The sequence below is a fragment of the Nonomuraea sp. NPDC049655 genome, from assembly GCF_044465465.1.
In the GTDB taxonomy this organism is placed as follows: Bacteria; Actinomycetota; Actinomycetes; order Streptosporangiales; family Streptosporangiaceae; genus Nonomuraea.
In genome coordinates this window covers 1,110,386-1,125,275 of the sequence record NZ_JBITLS010000001.1, presented here as the reverse complement: position 1 = coordinate 1,125,275, position 14,890 = coordinate 1,110,386, and the positions used below count along the sequence as shown (strand labels likewise).

Genomic DNA, 14,890 nt, shown 5'->3' with positions numbered 1-14,890 from the left:
CGAGGTAGCCCGTGGGCGGCCACGCCGACGAGGGGACCCGGCCGTACACCTCGGCGCTGGACGAGCAGCTCGCCCAGGCCGCCCGTGACACCGGCGCGCACATCGGCGCGGTGTACCTCCTGACGGGCTCCCCGCAGGTCCTGGTGATGGAGGCGGAGATCGGGCTGCCCGCGCAGCTCGTCAAGCCGTGGACCACCGTCAGGCTGGACGGCGGCGCGCCCGTGGCCGCCGCCGTGCGTCAGGGGCGGCTGGTGTGGGTGCCGACCGCGCAGGAGCTGGCCCGCCGCTTCCCGGGCACGGCCCTGGCCTTCCCGTACGCCTTCGCCTCGGCCGCCGCGCCCCTGCACAGCGACTCCCGCATGTGGGGCTCGTGGATCCTGCTCTGGCCGGAGGGGCGGCCGGCCGAGCTGAGCGGGCGGGAGCAGGAGGTCATCGCCGCCACGAGCGAGCGCCTGGCGGCCGTCCTGGAGCAGGCCGCCGACAGCGGATGTCCGCTGCGTCCGGGCGGCGAGCCGCGGGTGCTGACCCCGGTGCCGCCGCCGATGCCCGACCCGTACGAGGCCGTGGCCGCGGCCGGCTACCTGGACCGGCTGCGGGACGGCTCCGTCGCGCTCGACCTGGACGGCGTCGTCACCTTCGCCAGCCCCGCCGCCGCCGGCCTGCTCGGCACCACCGTCTCGGAGTTGCTGGGCACGCCGCTGTGGGAGACGGCGACGTGGCTGAAGGACCCGGCCTTCCAGGACCGCTGCCGGGCGGCGGTGGTCGGCCAGCAGGTCGCCTCCTGCACGGCCCGCCGGCCGGACGGCCACGAGCTGGAGTTCGTCCTGCACCCGGACCCGACGGGGGTGAGCCTGCGCATCACCCCCTCGGGGGCCGACCTGTCCGCGCAGCGGCCCGCGCGCGCCTTCATGCCGGACAACTCGGGGCTGCCGCGGGCCGACGTCTTCTACAACTTCCTGCACATGGCCTCGGCGATGACCCGGGCGCTGAACGTCAGGGAGGTCGTCGATCTCATCGCCGAGCACGTGATGCCGGTGTTCAAGGCGCAGGCCATGGCGATCATGAGGGCCGAGAGCGGCCGGATGCGGATCGTCGGCTCCCACGGCTACGTCCCCGAGGTGCTGGAGCGGTTCGACGGCCAGACGCTGGCCGCGCCCAGCCCCGCCGAGCAGGTCGTCCGGACGGGCGAGCCCGCCTTCTACGCCGACCGGGCCGAGCTGGTCCGGGCCTTCCCCGACACCGCCCAGGACGACGGGATGGCCGCCTGGGCCTTCCTGCCGCTGACCGTCTCCGACGACACCTTCGGCGTCTGCCTGCTGGCCTTCGACCACGCGCGGCCGTTCACCGCCGAGCAGTGCGCGACGCTGACCACGCTGGCCGGGCTGATGGGCCAGGCCCTGGACCGCGCGCTGCTCTACGACACCAAGGACCGGCTGGCCCACAGCCTGCAGACCTCGCTGCTGCCCGGCAGCCTGCCCGACATGCCGGGCCTGGAGGTGGCCGCCCGGTACGTGCCCGCGACCCGCGGCGTCGGCATCGGCGGCGACTTCTACGACCTGATCCGGCTCAACGAGACCACCGCCGCCGCCGTCATCGGGGACGTCCAGGGGCACAACATGACGGCCGCGGCGCTCATGGGCCAGGTGCGCACCGCCATCCACGCCCACGCCGCCGTCGGGGCCAGCCCCGGGGACGTGCTCCAGCACACCAACCGGCTGCTCATGGACCTGGACACCGACCTGTTCACCAGCTGCCTGCTCATCTACTTCGACCTGCGCCTGCGCACGCTGCGGGCGGCCAACGCCGGTCATCCCCTGCCGCTGCTGCGCCCGCCCAACATGCCGGCCGAGATCATCGACATCCCGGCGGGCCTGCTGCTCGGCATCGACGCCGACGCCGAGTACGCCACGGTGGAGGTGCCGTTCCCACCGGGCGCCGTCCTGGCCCTCTACACCGACGGGCTGGTCGAGGCGCCGGGCGTGGACCTGGACGAGGCCATCGGGACGCTGGCGGCGTATCTGACCAGCGCCCCGCGCGAGCAGCTCCAGCAGGTCGCCGGGACGCTGCTGGACCACGCCCCGCACACCGACGACATCGCGCTGCTGCTCCTGCGGCACCGGGAGAACGCCGGCTGAGACCCGCTCAGTGCGAGACGAACGTGCGGTGGTCGGCCAGGGCGAGCGCCCGGACGAAGTCGAGGAGCTTCAGCAGCCCCCGCCCGGCGAGCCGGACCGGGGCGGGACGGCGGGAGCAGTAGGCGGCCGACCACAGGGCGGGTACGTGTCGTTCCATGCGGACCAGGATGTCCTGGCGCGCACTGATCGATCCAACACATCGTCTCGCTGACGGCCATCGCTATCGTAGATGGATGGAACTGCGCCAGCTCCGCCACTTCGTCGCCGTCACCACCCACGGCAGCTTCACCGCCGCCGCGCGGGCCGAGCTGATCGTGCAGTCGGCGCTCAGCACGTCCATCCGCAAGCTCGAACGCGAGCTCGGCGCCGACCTGTTCGAGCGCACCGGACGGCGGCCGGTCCTCACCCCGGCCGGGCACGCCTTCCTGCCGGCCGCGCGGGCGCTGCTGGCCGACGCCGCGGCGGCCGCCGACGCCGTGTCCGCGGTGTCCGGGCTGGCCACCGGCCGGGTGGCGATCGGCACCATCCAGACCCTCACCAGCGTCGACCTGCCGGCCGAGCTGGCCGCCTTCCACCGTCTGCGGCCGGGCATCCAGATCTCGGTCCGCGACGCCCCGGTTGCGGGGCTGCTCGACGCGCTGCTCGCCCGCGAGCTCGACCTGGCCTACCTGGCGCTCGACGGCGCCGAGCTGCCGGCGGGGCTGGCCGTGTTCGACTCCTGGGAGGAGGAGCTGGTGCTGATGACCTCGCCCGACCACCGGCTGGCCGGCGCGGAACGGGCCCTGCTGTCGGAGCTGACGGAGGAGCCGTTCGTGGACTTCAAGGCCGGCACCGGGCTGGAGACCGCGGTGCGCCGGCTGGCCGCCGGGTGCGGGCTGCACCGGCAGATCACCTGCGAGGTCACCCAGATCCGGCTGCTGGTCGACCTGGTGCGCGCCGGGATCGGGGTGGCGATCGTCCCCCGGCGGGTGGCCGAGCAGGAGGGGCTGCCGACCGTGCGCATCCGCCAGCCCGATCCGGCCAGGACGGTCGTCCTGGCCGGCCGGGCGCCCGTTCCCACGAACCCGGCCGCCGCCGCCCTGCTGGCGCACCTCACCCGGTGACCCGGACCGGACTTGCGAGGCCCGGCCCCGGCCCCCGGCGGCGCATAACCGGTTGAACAGGCGGGGTCTTCGTGGTGGGATGGCCCGCTGTGTCAGCGATCCAGGACCTCGTGCGCCCCGACGTCTATCCGCTCTCCTCCAAATACGACCCGGAATGGGTGCTCGGGCTGGACATGGGCCCCCATCCGCTGTGGCTGCTGGAGGACCTGGCCCGCGACCTCGACCTGCGGCCCGGCATGCGGGTGCTCGACCTGGGCTCGGGCCTGGGCGCGACCTCGGTCTTCCTGGCCCGCGAGTTCGGGGTGGAGGTGGTGGCCGCCGACCTGTGGGTCGCGCCCGAGAAGGCCGCGGCCGTCTTCGCCGCGGCGGGCGTCGCGGACCGCGTCCGGGCCGTACGGGCCGAGGCGCACGCGCTGCCGTTCGAGCAGGAGTCCTTCGACGCCATCGTCAGCGTGGACGCCTTCGAGTACTTCGGCACGGCCGACTCCTACCTGCCCTACCTGGTCCGCTTCCTGCGGCCCGGCGGGCAGCTCGGCGTCGCCACGCCCGGCATGACCCGCGAGGTCCGCGACCTCGGGCACATCCCCGCCCACGTCAAGGCGCTGGTCGGCTGGGAGGCCATCGCCTGGCACACCGCCGGGTGGTGGCGCTTCCAGTGGGAGATCACCGAGCTGGTCACGGTGACGTCCGCGCGCCTGCAGGACGGCGGATGGCACGACTGGCTGCTGTGGGCCCGCGCCCGCCAGGAGACGGCGACGATCGCCATGCTCGAAGCCGACCAGGGGCAATACCTGTCCTTCGCGCTGGTCACCGCGCGCCGGAACCCGCCCGCGCCCTGACCCCGGCGCCCCCTGGAGTCTGACGTATGGGCGGGAGAGTCTCGGCCATGGCCGCGCTCCCCCGGTGTCGCGTTGACTTGTCCTCGCGCGTCCGGGACGTCGGGCGCGGGAACGAACAAGGGGACACACTGATGTCGGTTCTGCGCACCGTCGTGCTGATCGCGGCGACCATGGCGACCGGGCTCGCGGCGGGCGTCTTCGGGCTCTACTCGCACACCATCATGCGCGGTCTGGGCGCGACCGACGACCGCACGTTCGTCGGGGCGTTCCAGGCCGTCGACCGGGCGATCCTCAACCCCTGGTTCATGCTCAGCTTCGTCGGCGCGCTGGCCTTCACGGGCCTGGCGGCGGCGCTGCACCTCGGCCAGAACGTGCGCGCGGTGCTGCCCTGGATCATCGTCGCGCTGGTGCTCTACCTGGTCGCCTTCGTGCTCACGGTGGCCGTGAACGTGCCGCTCAACGACGCCATCAAGGCGGCCGGCGACCCGGACCGGATCGCCGACCTGGCCGCGGTGCGCCGCGCGTTCGACGAGGCCAAGTGGGCCGGTTACAACCTCGTCCGGACGATCACCACCACCGGCGCGTTCGCCTCGCTGTGCTGGGCCCTCGTCAAGAGCGGCCGGGTGGGCTGACCGCGCGCTCGACCAGCGCGACGCGGTCGGCCAGCGGCCCGGCGGGCACCTCGACGAGCTCGAACCCGAGGTCGCGGTAGGTCCGCTCGTGCAGGCGCTCGAAGTCCAGCGCCTCCTCGTAGCCGATCCGCCGGGCGGAGGTGGCGCGGACGAACCCCTGGTTGCGCACGAAGAACACCTTCCCGTCGTACGTCCCCCGGTCCACCACCCGCTCGACCTCGCAGGCGAGCAGGCGCGAGGCGGGAAGCCCGAGGAAGCGGCTCAGCGCCAGCGTGCAGACCGGCGAGCGGTCGAAGAAGACGGCGGCCTCGCCGCCCGCGGGGGCGGCCTCCTGGCGCCGCCGCTGGAGCCTGACCACCTCCTCGACGAAGGCGGGCTCGCGCCAGGGCTCCGCGCGGCCGAGCGCCTGGCCGAGGGCGATGACGTCCGTCGCCGCCTCCTCGACGACGCTGAACCCGTGAACCTCCAGCAGCCGCAGGACGGCCGTCTTCCCGGCGCCCGGGGTGCCGGTGAGAACGTGATTCGGCACGGCTCTTCTCCGTTTCCTCGGGGGTTGATGGCGAGCTGCGGGCGCTGATACACGGCCGATACACGGCCGAGCGCCCGGTGATACCCGGCCAAGGCCGGGCGGAGGGAAAAGGGCTCAAGAGTGGCCGAGGCGTCGCGGAGGGCGGCGCGTCCCCACGGTGAAGGAGCCCTTGATGCGTGTGCTGGTGTGCGGTCTGCTCGGTCTGGCGGTGCTGACCGGCTGCGGAGGGGCTCCGGCGGGACAGGCCGCCCCGGCGTCCGGCGGGGGCGACGCCAGGGCGGACAAGCTCCGCGAGCGGGAGACCGTCATCGCCACCTGCATGAAGCAGAAGGGCTTCGCCTACACGCCCTCGGTCAGCCGCCCGGCGACGCCCGACGCCGACCCGGCCGACTACGAGGCGATGAAGGCCGAGCGGAGCAGGAACGGCTTCGGCGTCTTCGCCGCGATCGTCTACCCCAAGCCTACCGAGACCCGGGCCCCCGACCCCAACCAGGCCACGCTCGACGGGCTCTCCGGCCCCCGGCGGGACGCCTACCAGAAGACGATGAACGAGTGCCGGGTCAGCGCCCTGCGGCAGGTCAACGGCCTGAAGGTCACCTCGCTCGCCGACTACCAGGACCAGATGAGCACCGAGATCGAGAACATCGACAAGGCGCTCGACGGCGATCCGAAGCTGGTGGAGCTGGCCGGGCCGTTCGCGGAGTGCCTGAAGTCCAAGGGCGAGCGGGTGACCTCCGCCCGGCCGCTGGCGCTGAGCGCGCGGGGGTCGGTGCTGTGGGGGGAGCAGGCCGACCGGCTCGGCAAGGCGGGCGAGGTCACGGCCGCCGCGGCCCGGCCGTACCTGGCCAAGGAGATCAGGTCGGCGCTGGCCGACCTGGAGTGCGGCAAGGACTTCTACGCGGCCTTCGTCCCGCTGCAACGGCGGCTCACCAACGAGGCGCGGGTGAAGTACGGGTTCCAAGAGCAGTGATGCGCACCCCTCGCGGCAAGTTGCTGCTCGTGCTGGTCGTGGTCTTGGCGGTCGCCGGGACCGGCTGGGGGGTGGGCGCCCGGCTGCGCTCCCCGGCCGACGAGGCGGCGGCGCGCAGGCCGCCCGTGCCGTCGCTGGTCACCGTCGAGGTCGAGCGGCGCAGGCTGGTCGCCACCGTCGTCGTCAGCGGCACGCTGGAGTACGGCTCCCCGCGTGCGGTGTCGCTGGCCGGGGTGGTGGGCGGGATGGCGGGCGGCGGCGAGGCCGTCCAGCGGGCCACCCGTGCCCCCCGGCGGGGGAAGCTCGTGGAGGGCGCGGTGCTCATGGAGGTGAACGGGCGACCGGTGTTCGTCTTCGCGGGCAGGGTGCCGATGCACCGCGGCATTGTCCCCGGCGCCGAGGGGGACGACGTCCGGCAGTTGCAGAAGGCGCTGCGCCGGCTCGGGCACCGCGTGCCGGTGACCGGCGTGTTCGACCAGGCGACCGTCGCGGCGGTGTCGCGCTTCTACGCCCGGCGCGGCTACGAGGCCCAGCAGCCCGCCCTGGAGCTGCGGCAGCGGCGCGACGAGCTGGCCCGGTCCGTGCGGACCGCGCGGGAGGTGCTGGCGACCGAGAGCAAGGCCCTCGACCAGGGCATGGACGTGCTCCCGCTGAAGCTCAGGGTGACCGGCGCCCGCCGCGACCTGAAGGAGGCCGAACAGGCGCTGAAGAGCGCGCGGGCCCAGGACCGCACGGCCGAGGACGCGGCTGGCGTCGAGGCCGCCGAGAGCGCCGTGCGGGCGGCCGAGGAGCGGCTGCTCGCGGCCGAGCAGGAGCTCGCCCAGGCCAGGGCGACGCCGACCACAGCGCCCACCACAGCGCCCACTAACGGGCCCACCACCGCGCCCACCACCGGGCCGACCGCGGCGCCCGGCTCCGCCCCCACGGCGGGGTCGCCCGCCGACACCCGCCTGCTCGAACTGCGGGTCGCCAACGCCCGCGCGGACCTGGCCGCCGCCCGGTCGGCGCTGGAACGCGCACGGACGGCGGCCGGAGCGGCGCGGGCGAAGCGGCTGGCCGGACTGGAGAAGGCCGTACGGGCGGCGCGGGAGTCCGTGGCCGTCGCCGAGCAGGCGCTGCGGCAGGCCAGGCAGCTCTCCCCCGCCAGGCTGAAGGTGGCCAACGCGCGCAGCGACCTGGCCGCGGCGCGGGCGTTGCTGGCCGAGTTCTCCCGCACCTACGGCACCACCGTGCCGCCCGGCGAGATCGTCTTCCTGCCCAGGCTGCCCGTCCGCCTGCACAAGCCGGCCGTCAAGGCGGGCGAGCCGGTGGACAAGGCGGTCGCCACGGTCACCGGCGCCGGCTTCGTGGTGTCCGGCTCGGTGGACGCGGCCGAGGCCGAACGGGTGAAGGCGGGGCTGGCCGCGAGCATCGAGACCGACTCCGGCACGACCGTCCCCGGCACGGTGACCGCCGTCGCGGGACGTGACGCGAAGGGCGCCGTCCCGGTGACGGTCACGCCCGCCTCCGCGAAGGGACTGCGCGCGCTCGCCGGGCAGCCTGTCACAGTCCGCGTGACCATCGGCGCCACCGGCGGGGAGGTGCTCGTGGTCCCCGTGGCGGCGGTCGTCACCGCGGCGGACGGCCGGGCCAGGGTGCGGGTGGAGACCGCGCCCGGCCGGACCGAGGAGGTGCAGGTGCGCACCGGCCTGTCCGCCGACGGGGCCGTGGAGGTGACCGGCGACCTCCAGCCGGGCGAGCGGGTGGTGGTCAACAGTGGCTGAGCCGGTCATCCACCTCCGCGAGCTGACCAAGGAGTTCCCCGGCGATCCGCCCGTCCGCGCGCTGTCGTCGGTCGACCTGCGGGTCGAGCGGGCGGACTACGTGGCGGTCGTCGGCCCGTCGGGGTCGGGGAAGTCCACCCTGCTCAACACCCTGGGCCTGCTCGACCGGCCGACCCGCGGCAGCTACCGGCTCGACGGCATCGAGACCACCACGCTGAGGGAGGGGGCGCGCACCGCCGTCCGCGGCGGCCGGATCGGCTTCGTCTTCCAGTCCTTCCACCTGCTGCCGCACCGCAGCGTCCTGGAGAACGTCATGCTGGCCGAGGTCTACGGCACCGCCCCGCGCGCCGGACGGCGGGACCGCGCCGTGCGCGCCCTCGATCGCGTACGCCTGTCGCACCGGGTGGACTTCCTGCCCGGCAGGCTGTCCGGCGGCGAGCGGCAGCGCGCCGCCATCGCCCGCGCCCTGCTGGGCGAGCCGTCGCTGCTGCTGTGCGACGAGCCCACCGGCAACCTCGACAGCAGGAACACCGGCGCGGTGCTCGACCTGTTCGACGAACTGCGCGCCCAAGGGATGACCATCGTCGTCATCACCCACGAGACCGAGGTGAGCGACCGGGCCGGACGCCGGGTCCGCATCACCGACGGCGTCCTCACGGAGGAGTAGACGTGCACCCGCGCGACCTGCTGACCGAGGCCGTGGCGGGCCTGCTGGCCCGCCCGGTGCGCTCGGCCCTGACCACGCTGGGCACCGTGCTCGGCATCACCACGCTCGTGGTGACCCTGGGCGTCGCCGCGACGGCCGGCAACCAGATCGTCGGCCGCTTCGACGAGCTGACCGCCACCTCCGTCACGGTCGAGGTCCCGGCGCACCCGTTCCCGCTGGTCGGATGGGCCGACGTGAGCCGGGTGACCCGGCTGCGCGGGGTGGTCGCGGCCGCCGCGCTCGCCGAGTCCGACCGCAGCGCCAACCTCGTCGTCCGCTCCAACGACGTCGTGGACCCGGCCCGCGTCACCGACCAGACGCTGACCGTGGTCTCCAGCAGCCCCGGCCTGCCCGCGGCGGTCAAGGGCAGGATGATCGAGGGCCGCTACTTCGACGCCGGGCACGTCGCCCGGGGTGACCGGGTCGTCGTGCTGGGCCAGCAGGCGGCCCGGCTGCTCGGCATCACCGGGCTGGACCGGGCTCCGGCCGTGTTCATCGGCACCCGGGCGTACACCGTGATCGGGGTGCTCGGGGATCTCCGGCGGGAGAGGAGCCTGGCGAGCGCGGTCATCCTGCCGCCGACGGCCGGTCGGCCCTACGGCCTGGGCACCGTGACCCGCGTCCTGGTCGACACCGCGCTCGGGGCCGCCGAGCTGATCGCCCGGCAGGCGCCGGCGGCGCTCAGCCCCGGCAACGAGGCCCTGCTCCAGGTCATCTCGCCGCCCAGCCCCACCAGGGCCCGCGACGCGGTGGAGGGCGACGTCAACGCCCTGTTCCTGATCCTCGGGCTGGTCTCGCTGGTCGTCGGCGCGGTCGGCATCGCCAACGTCACACTGGTGACCGTCATGGAACGCGTCGCCGAGATCGGGCTGCGCCGGGCGCTGGGCGCGGCGCGCCGCCACATCGCGGCGCAGTTCCTGCTGGAGTCCACGCTGACCGGGTTGATCGGCGGCGTGCTGGGCGCGTCCGCAGGGATCCTGGTGATCGTCGGGGTCTGCGCGGTCAAGCAGTGGACGCCCGTCCTCGACGTCGGGCAGGCCGTCCTGGCGCCAGTGGCCGGGGCCGTCGTCGGGCTGCTGGCGGGCCTGTATCCGGCCCTGCGCGCCGCCCGGATGGAACCGGTCAATGCACTTCGCTAGGTATGGTGCGATTTCATGACATCCCTGCTGCTCGTCGAGGACGACACCGTGATCCGCACGTCGCTGGGCATGGCCCTGGAACGGTACGGCTACCAGGTGACCACGGCGGCCGACGGGCTCGACGGGCTGGAGGCCGCCCGTACGGGCGATCACGACCTGCTGCTGCTGGACGTGATGCTGCCCGGCCTCGACGGCATCAGCGTGTGCCGCAGCATCAGGGAGACCAGCCAGGTGCCGATCCTGATGATGTCGGCCCGCGGCGACGGGCTGGACATCGTGGCCGGGCTGGAGGGCGGCGCCGACGACTACGTGGTCAAGCCGGTGGACCTGCCGGTGCTGGTGGCCAGGATCCGGTCGCTGCTGCGCCGGGCCACCTTCGCGCGTACGCCGGCCGCCGGGCCCGAGGCCGGGGCGGCCGTGCTGGAGTTCGGGGACCTGAGCGTGGACACCGGCGCGCTGGAGGTGCGCCGGGCCGGCCGGCGCGTCGAGCTGTCGCCGACCGAGCTGCGGCTGCTGCTGGAGTTCGCCGCCCATCCCGGCATCGTGCTGGAACGGGCGACGCTGCTGCGCAACGTGTGGGACTACGGATGGGACGGCGACAGCCGCGTGGTCGACCTGTGCGTGCAGCGGCTGCGCAGGAAGATCGGCGCCGAGCGCGTCGAGACCGTGCGCGGGTTCGGCTACAAGCTGGCCGTCACGTGAATCCGGCCTCGCTGCGCTGGAAGATCGCCGCACTCGTCACGCTCGCCGCGACCGTCGTCGCCGCCGTGGTGGGGCTGCTGGTGCACCGGGCGACCTGGCAGCGGGCGCTCGACCTCGGCCAGGCTCAGGCCGAGGTGGCCCTGGAGGAGTCGCTGGCCGCCGGGACCGCCGAGGACGTGGTGTCCGTCGCCGAGCTCCCCGACGCCCTGGCCGACCGGCTGCGGCCCGGCCGGCGGGTGGTCTGGTACGGGCTCGACCACCGGGACGAGCCGTGGATGTGGGCGGTCCAGCCGTACGGCGACGGCGAGGTGATGAGCGCGCAGATCGCGATGGGCTCCGAAGTGCTCGGCCTCCAGGCGCTCGACCGGAACATGGCCAAGGCGGGGCTGCTCGCCCTGGCCGGGGTGGTGCCGCTGTCGGTGCTGGCGGCCGAGCTGCCCAACCGGCGGCTGCGGCGGGTCGCGCGCACCGCCCGCAGGATCGCCGGGGGCGACCTGGCGGCCCGGACGGACGCCCGCGGCCGGGACGAGATCGCCCGCATCTCCGCCGCCGTGGACTCGATGGCGGCGAGCCTGCAGCACCGGCTGCTGGCCGAGCAGCGGTTCACCGCCGACGTCGCGCACGACCTGCGCACCCCGCTGATGGGCCTGGTCGCCGTGGTCGAGCTGCTGGACGAGGGCGAGGTCACCGATCTGGTGCGGGACCGGGTCCGGGTGCTGCGGACGCTGGTGGAGGACCTGCTGGAGGTGTCCCGGCTGGACGCCGGGGCCGAGGTCGCCGAGCGGGTGCGCGTGCCGCTGGCCGGGCTGGCCGCGGAGTCGGCGTCCCGGGTGGGGGTCGAGGCGCGGGTGCTGGCCGACGGGGACCCGGTGGCCGAGACCGATCCGCGGCGGCTCGACCGGATCCTGGCCAACCTCGTGCTCAACGCCCATCGGCACGGCGCGGCGCCGGTGGAGATCGCGGTCGGCGACCACGTGATCGAGGTGCGCGACCGGGGGCCGGGGTTCCCGCCGGAGCTGCTGGCCGACGGGCCGCGCCGGTTCCGCACGGGCGCCGCCGAGCGGGGCCGCGGGCACGGCCTGGGACTGACGATCGCGCTGGGCCAGGCCCGGGTCATCGGCGCCGAGCTGACCCTGGCCAACGCCCCGGACGGCGGCGCGGTCGCCGTCCTCCGCCTCCCGGCGGGTTGATGCCGGGCTGATACACGGCTGAGCGCGGACGGATGCGCGGCCACGGCCGTACGGACACGGCGGTCGCGCAACCTGGCCGGTATGCGACGTTCCTTGATGTTTCTGCTGCTGGCGGGTGTTCTGTCGGGCTGTGCCGGGGCTCCCCCGGTCACCGGGGACGCGTCCCTGCCGTGGCCGCGGGAGGGGCAGGCGGCGGTCGAGGTGGCCGACGTGGGCAGCCTGGGCGTCAGCGGCGACCCGCGGCCGGTGCCGATCGCCAGCGTGACGAAGGTGATGACCGCCTACGTGATCCTGCGCCGCCACCCGCTGCGGCCCGGCGACGACGGCCCGCCGATCACCGTGGACCGCACGGCGGCCGAGGAGTCGTTGTCGCGGCTGGAGTCGACCGTCCCGCTCGTCCAGGGCCGGACGGTACGGCTGCGGCGGCTGCTGGAGCTGATGATGGTGCCCTCGGGCAACAACGTGGCCCGGCTCCTGGCCCGCTGGGACGCCGGCTCCCAGGAGCGTTTCGTGGCCCGGATGAACGCCGCCGCACGACGTCTGGGCATGGCGGACACCACGTACACGGGGGCCAGCGGCAACGAGGACACCACCGTCAGCACCGCCGCCGACCAGCTCAGGCTGGCCAGGGCGGCGATGGGCGACCCGGTGCTGCGGGCGGTGGTGGCGCAGACCGACACGTCCGTCCCGGGGGACGCCCGGCGGCTGCACAACACCAACACGCTGCTGAACAGGCACGGCGTCATCGGCATCAAGACCGGCTCGGGCACGGCCGCGGGCGGCAACCTGATGTGGGCCTCGCGCGTACGGGGCCATCTGGTGCTCGGCGTCATCCTCGGCCAGGCCGCGCACACCGACCCGGCCGCCGCCAAGGCGGCGGCGCTGGAGGCGGGCGGGCGGATGAGCGCGGCGGTCGAGCGGTGGCTGCTCGACCGGTCGCGATGACGTGACCAGGCCGGGATCAGCAGTTCAGGCCGCTGACGATGCCCAGCTGGGGGGTCGGGTTGACGACCGCGCAGCCGTAGGTGCCGGACGGGATGGTGATCGACCCGGCTCCCGACCCCTCCCCGGTGCAGCCGGAACCCAGGATGTGGTAGCCCACGACGCTGCCCAGGTAGGTGCGGGAGCCGCCGGAGCAGACCCACGAGCCCATCGCGTGCGCGGACGACGCGGGCAGGGACGCCCCGGCGAGGGCGAGGGCCGAGATGACGGCGAGCCGTCGCGCCAGCGTGATCATGAGATTCCCTCTCCTCCGAAGGGACGGCGGCATCTCTTCCCTGCCCCGCGACCCGCCGCGCGCCACCCGGGAACGCTGTCCACTATCGGACGCGAGCCCCCGTCAGGGACGGTCCTTCGAGGCCCTGGGCAGAGCGAGCACGGCCACCGCCCCGGCGGTCACGAGGCCGGCGCACGCCCAGAACGCCAGGGCGTGCCCGGAGGCCGGCGCCCCGGTGGGGGCCGCGGCCAGGGTGGTCAGCGCGGCCAGCCCGAGGGAGCCGCCGACCTGGCGGGCGGAGTTGAGGATGCCGGAGACCAGCCCCGCCTCGCCAGGGGCGGCGCCGGCCGTGGCGGTCATCGCGATCGGGGCCGAGGTGAGCCCCAGCCCGCCGGTGACGAGCACGCCCGGCAGCACGATCCCGGCGAGCAGGCCGCTCTCCGGCGTGACGACGGCCTGCCAGGCGAACCCCGCCGCCGAGACCAGCGCGCCCGTGGCCAGCAGCGGACGCAGCCCGACGCGGCCGGCCAGCCACGGCGTGGCCTTGGCGGCGACGACGACGGCGAGGGTGTGCGGCAGGAACGCCAGGCCCGCCTGGAGCGCGCTGTAGCGCAGCACCTGCTGCATGTGGAGCGACAAGAAGTACCAGAGCGCGAAGCCCGCGGCCCCCAGCAGGAACTGCACGAGGAGCGCGCCGGACACCGAGCGGGCCCGGAAGATCCGCAGCGGCATCAGCGGCGCCCGCGCGAACCGGGCCTGCACCAGGACGAACACGCCCAGCGCCAGCACGCCCGCGCCCATCGGGACCAGCGCGCGCGCCGAACCCCAGCCGTGCGCGGGGGTCTGCAGCACGCCCAGCTCCAGCGCCGACAGCCCGGCCGTCACCGTGATCGCGCCGGTCAGGTCGAGCCCGCGGGCGCCGGTGTCGCGGCTCTCGGCGAGCAGGCGCAGCGCGGCGATGACCGCGACGGCCCCGATCGGCGCGTTGATCAGCAGGATCCAGCGCCAGGACAGGTGGTCGGTGAGCAGCCCGCCGGCCAGCGATCCCGCCGCCCCGCCGACCGCCCCGACCGCGCCCCAGGTGGCGATGGCCCTGGCCCGCGCCGGCCCGGCGGGGATCGTGGTGGTGAGGATGGTCAGCGTGGCCGGGGCGACCACGGCCGCGCCGAGCCCCTGGCACGCCCGCGCGGCGATCAGCAGCTCGGGCGTGGTGGCGAGCCCGCCGGCCAGGCCGGCGACCGCGAACACGGCCAGGCCCGCGACGAAGGCGCGCCTGCGGCCGTAGAGGTCGGCCGCCCGGCCGCCCAGCAGCAGGAACCCGGCGAAGGTGAGGAGGTAGCCGTTGACCACCCATTGCAGCCCCTCGGCGCCCAGGCGGAGGTCGGACTCCATGGCGGGCAGCGCGACGTTCACGATCGACACGTCGAGGACCATCATGAACTGCGCCAGGCAGACCAGGGCGACGATCGGCCAGAGGGGGCCGGGCGGCCGGGCGGCGCTCCGCCCGGCCGGTGGCGCGTCCGCGGTGTTCGTCATGATCGGAGATCTCGTGGAGGGGGCCCGCGGGGTCACACGACGGCGACGGCGTCGACCTCGACGAGGCATCCCGGGTTCAGGCCGGCCACGACGTGCACCGTGATGGCGGGCGGCGGGTCGGCCCGGTTCCACACCTCCTGGAAGGCGGCCACTCCCTCGTCGAACGTGTGACCGTCCAGCACGGCGATGCGCCAGTGCACGACGTTCGCCAGGCTCGCCCCCTCGCTCTCCAGGATCGTCCTGAGGTTGCGGAACACCTGCCTGGCCTGCTCCCCCACCGTGGGGCCGACGACCTTGCCGTCGGGGCCGACGCCGTTCTGGCCGCCGATGTAGATGGTCTTGGCCGGCTGCTCGACCACGACGGCCTGGCTGAAGGCCGGGCTGCGGTGCAGCCCCTCGGGGTTGATGTGCCGTACGCCCATGTTCTCTC

The 14,890-nt window shown here is 74.7% G+C and carries 16 protein-coding genes; 11 read left to right on the top strand and 5 right to left on the bottom strand.

The genetic code is table 11. The features are described from left to right. The first annotated feature begins 11 nt into the window (after positions 1-11). Positions 12-2,135, top strand: a complete 2,124-nt coding sequence (locus tag ACIBQ6_RS05195; RefSeq protein WP_397210340.1) for a SpoIIE family protein phosphatase — start codon at positions 12-14, stop codon at positions 2,133-2,135. Positions 2,136-2,142: 7 nt separating this feature from the next. Here the strand turns inward: ACIBQ6_RS05195 and ACIBQ6_RS05190 are convergent, their stop codons facing one another. After that, positions 2,143-2,292 carry a hypothetical protein gene (locus ACIBQ6_RS05190; protein ID WP_358301381.1) on the bottom strand — a complete coding sequence of 50 codons (150 nt, stop codon included), beginning with the start codon at positions 2,290-2,292 and terminating at the stop codon, positions 2,143-2,145. A 76-nt stretch (positions 2,293-2,368) separates the two neighbouring features. Between ACIBQ6_RS05190 and ACIBQ6_RS05185 the strand changes: the two genes are divergently transcribed. The 3 genes from ACIBQ6_RS05185 to ACIBQ6_RS05175 all read left to right on the top strand — a co-directional run bounded on the left by ACIBQ6_RS05185 (position 2,369) and on the right by ACIBQ6_RS05175 (position 4,709). After that, positions 2,369-3,238 (top strand): LysR family transcriptional regulator, encoded by an 870-nt coding sequence (locus ACIBQ6_RS05185; RefSeq protein WP_397210339.1) that lies wholly within the window; start codon positions 2,369-2,371, stop codon positions 3,236-3,238. An 89-nt stretch (positions 3,239-3,327) separates the two neighbouring features. Beyond that, the gene (locus tag ACIBQ6_RS05180) at positions 3,328-4,077 is read left to right on the top strand and encodes a methyltransferase domain-containing protein (protein WP_358301387.1); all 750 of its coding nucleotides are present in this window, start codon (positions 3,328-3,330) and stop codon (positions 4,075-4,077) included. 131 nt (positions 4,078-4,208) lie between these two features. Beyond that, entirely contained in the window at positions 4,209-4,709 is a 501-nt protein-coding gene (locus ACIBQ6_RS05175) for an anthrone oxygenase family protein (protein ID WP_358301390.1), read from the top strand. Here ACIBQ6_RS05175 and ACIBQ6_RS05170 read toward each other — a convergent pair. Then, positions 4,687-5,238, bottom strand: a complete 552-nt coding sequence (locus tag ACIBQ6_RS05170) for an AAA family ATPase (RefSeq protein WP_397210338.1) — start codon at positions 5,236-5,238, stop codon at positions 4,687-4,689. The genes ACIBQ6_RS05175 and ACIBQ6_RS05170 overlap by 23 nt on opposite strands. A gap of 172 nt (positions 5,239-5,410) precedes the next feature. Here ACIBQ6_RS05170 and ACIBQ6_RS05165 point away from each other — a divergent pair, with 172 nt between their 5' ends. The 7 genes from ACIBQ6_RS05165 to ACIBQ6_RS05135 all read left to right on the top strand — a co-directional run bounded on the left by ACIBQ6_RS05165 (position 5,411) and on the right by ACIBQ6_RS05135 (position 12,653). Beyond that, positions 5,411-6,208, top strand: coding sequence for a hypothetical protein (locus ACIBQ6_RS05165; protein ID WP_397210337.1), 798 nt, complete (start codon positions 5,411-5,413; stop codon positions 6,206-6,208). Continuing rightward, complete coding sequence (locus ACIBQ6_RS05160) at positions 6,208-7,971, top strand: peptidoglycan-binding protein (protein WP_397210336.1); 1,764 nt, start codon at positions 6,208-6,210, stop codon at positions 7,969-7,971. The genes ACIBQ6_RS05165 and ACIBQ6_RS05160 overlap by 1 nt, the downstream gene beginning before the upstream one ends. Beyond that, entirely contained in the window at positions 7,964-8,638 is a 675-nt protein-coding gene (locus ACIBQ6_RS05155) for an ABC transporter ATP-binding protein (protein WP_358301402.1), read from the top strand. The genes ACIBQ6_RS05160 and ACIBQ6_RS05155 overlap by 8 nt, the downstream gene beginning before the upstream one ends. 2 nt (positions 8,639-8,640) lie before the next feature. After that, positions 8,641-9,816 carry an ABC transporter permease gene (locus ACIBQ6_RS05150; protein ID WP_358301406.1) on the top strand — a complete coding sequence of 392 codons (1,176 nt, stop codon included), beginning with the start codon at positions 8,641-8,643 and terminating at the stop codon, positions 9,814-9,816. 15 nt (positions 9,817-9,831) lie between these two features. Further along, a complete protein-coding gene (gene cseB / locus ACIBQ6_RS05145) occupies positions 9,832-10,518 on the top strand; it encodes a two-component system response regulator CseB (protein ID WP_358301409.1) in 687 nt (228 codons plus the stop codon). Beyond that, positions 10,515-11,708, top strand: a complete 1,194-nt coding sequence (locus tag ACIBQ6_RS05140; protein ID WP_358301412.1) for a HAMP domain-containing sensor histidine kinase — start codon at positions 10,515-10,517, stop codon at positions 11,706-11,708. The genes cseB and ACIBQ6_RS05140 overlap by 4 nt, the downstream gene beginning before the upstream one ends. Positions 11,709-11,789: 81 nt before the next feature. After that, positions 11,790-12,653 (top strand): serine hydrolase, encoded by an 864-nt coding sequence (locus tag ACIBQ6_RS05135; RefSeq protein ID WP_364342611.1) that lies wholly within the window; start codon positions 11,790-11,792, stop codon positions 12,651-12,653. A gap of 16 nt (positions 12,654-12,669) precedes the next feature. Here the strand turns inward: ACIBQ6_RS05135 and ACIBQ6_RS05130 are convergent, their stop codons facing one another. From ACIBQ6_RS05130 to ACIBQ6_RS05120, 3 genes are all read right to left on the bottom strand, one after another. Continuing rightward, a complete protein-coding gene (locus ACIBQ6_RS05130) occupies positions 12,670-12,945 on the bottom strand; it encodes a hypothetical protein (RefSeq protein WP_358301418.1) in 276 nt (91 codons plus the stop codon). A 102-nt stretch (positions 12,946-13,047) separates the two neighbouring features. Further along, the gene (locus ACIBQ6_RS05125; RefSeq protein WP_397210335.1) at positions 13,048-14,460 is read right to left on the bottom strand and encodes an MFS transporter; all 1,413 of its coding nucleotides are present in this window, start codon (positions 14,458-14,460) and stop codon (positions 13,048-13,050) included. Between the two features lie 32 nt (positions 14,461-14,492). Next, positions 14,493-14,882: a RidA family protein gene (locus tag ACIBQ6_RS05120; RefSeq protein WP_358301424.1), complete on the bottom strand. Its 390-nt coding sequence runs from the start codon at positions 14,880-14,882 to the stop codon at positions 14,493-14,495. Positions 14,883-14,890 lie beyond the last annotated feature (8 nt).

Bases quoted from the DNA above. Each gene is read 5' to 3' on its own strand.
- ACIBQ6_RS05190 (WP_358301381.1), bottom strand. From the start codon at position 2,292: ATGGAACGACACGTACCCGCCCTGTGGTCGGCCGCCTACTGCTCCCGC.
- ACIBQ6_RS05185 (WP_397210339.1), top strand. From the start codon at position 2,369: ATGGAACTGCGCCAGCTCCGCCACTTCGTCGCCGTCACCACCCACGGC.
- ACIBQ6_RS05175 (WP_358301390.1), top strand. From the start codon at position 4,209: ATGTCGGTTCTGCGCACCGTCGTGCTGATCGCGGCGACCATGGCGACC.
- ACIBQ6_RS05165 (WP_397210337.1), top strand. From the start codon at position 5,411: ATGCGTGTGCTGGTGTGCGGTCTGCTCGGTCTGGCGGTGCTGACCGGC.
- ACIBQ6_RS05160 (WP_397210336.1), top strand. From the start codon at position 6,208: ATGCGCACCCCTCGCGGCAAGTTGCTGCTCGTGCTGGTCGTGGTCTTG.
- cseB (WP_358301409.1), top strand. From the start codon at position 9,832: ATGACATCCCTGCTGCTCGTCGAGGACGACACCGTGATCCGCACGTCG.
- ACIBQ6_RS05135 (WP_364342611.1), top strand. From the start codon at position 11,790: ATGCGACGTTCCTTGATGTTTCTGCTGCTGGCGGGTGTTCTGTCGGGC.
- ACIBQ6_RS05130 (WP_358301418.1), bottom strand. From the start codon at position 12,945: ATGATCACGCTGGCGCGACGGCTCGCCGTCATCTCGGCCCTCGCCCTC.
- ACIBQ6_RS05125 (WP_397210335.1), bottom strand. From the start codon at position 14,460: ATGACGAACACCGCGGACGCGCCACCGGCCGGGCGGAGCGCCGCCCGG.
- ACIBQ6_RS05120 (WP_358301424.1), bottom strand. From the start codon at position 14,882: ATGGGCGTACGGCACATCAACCCCGAGGGGCTGCACCGCAGCCCGGCC.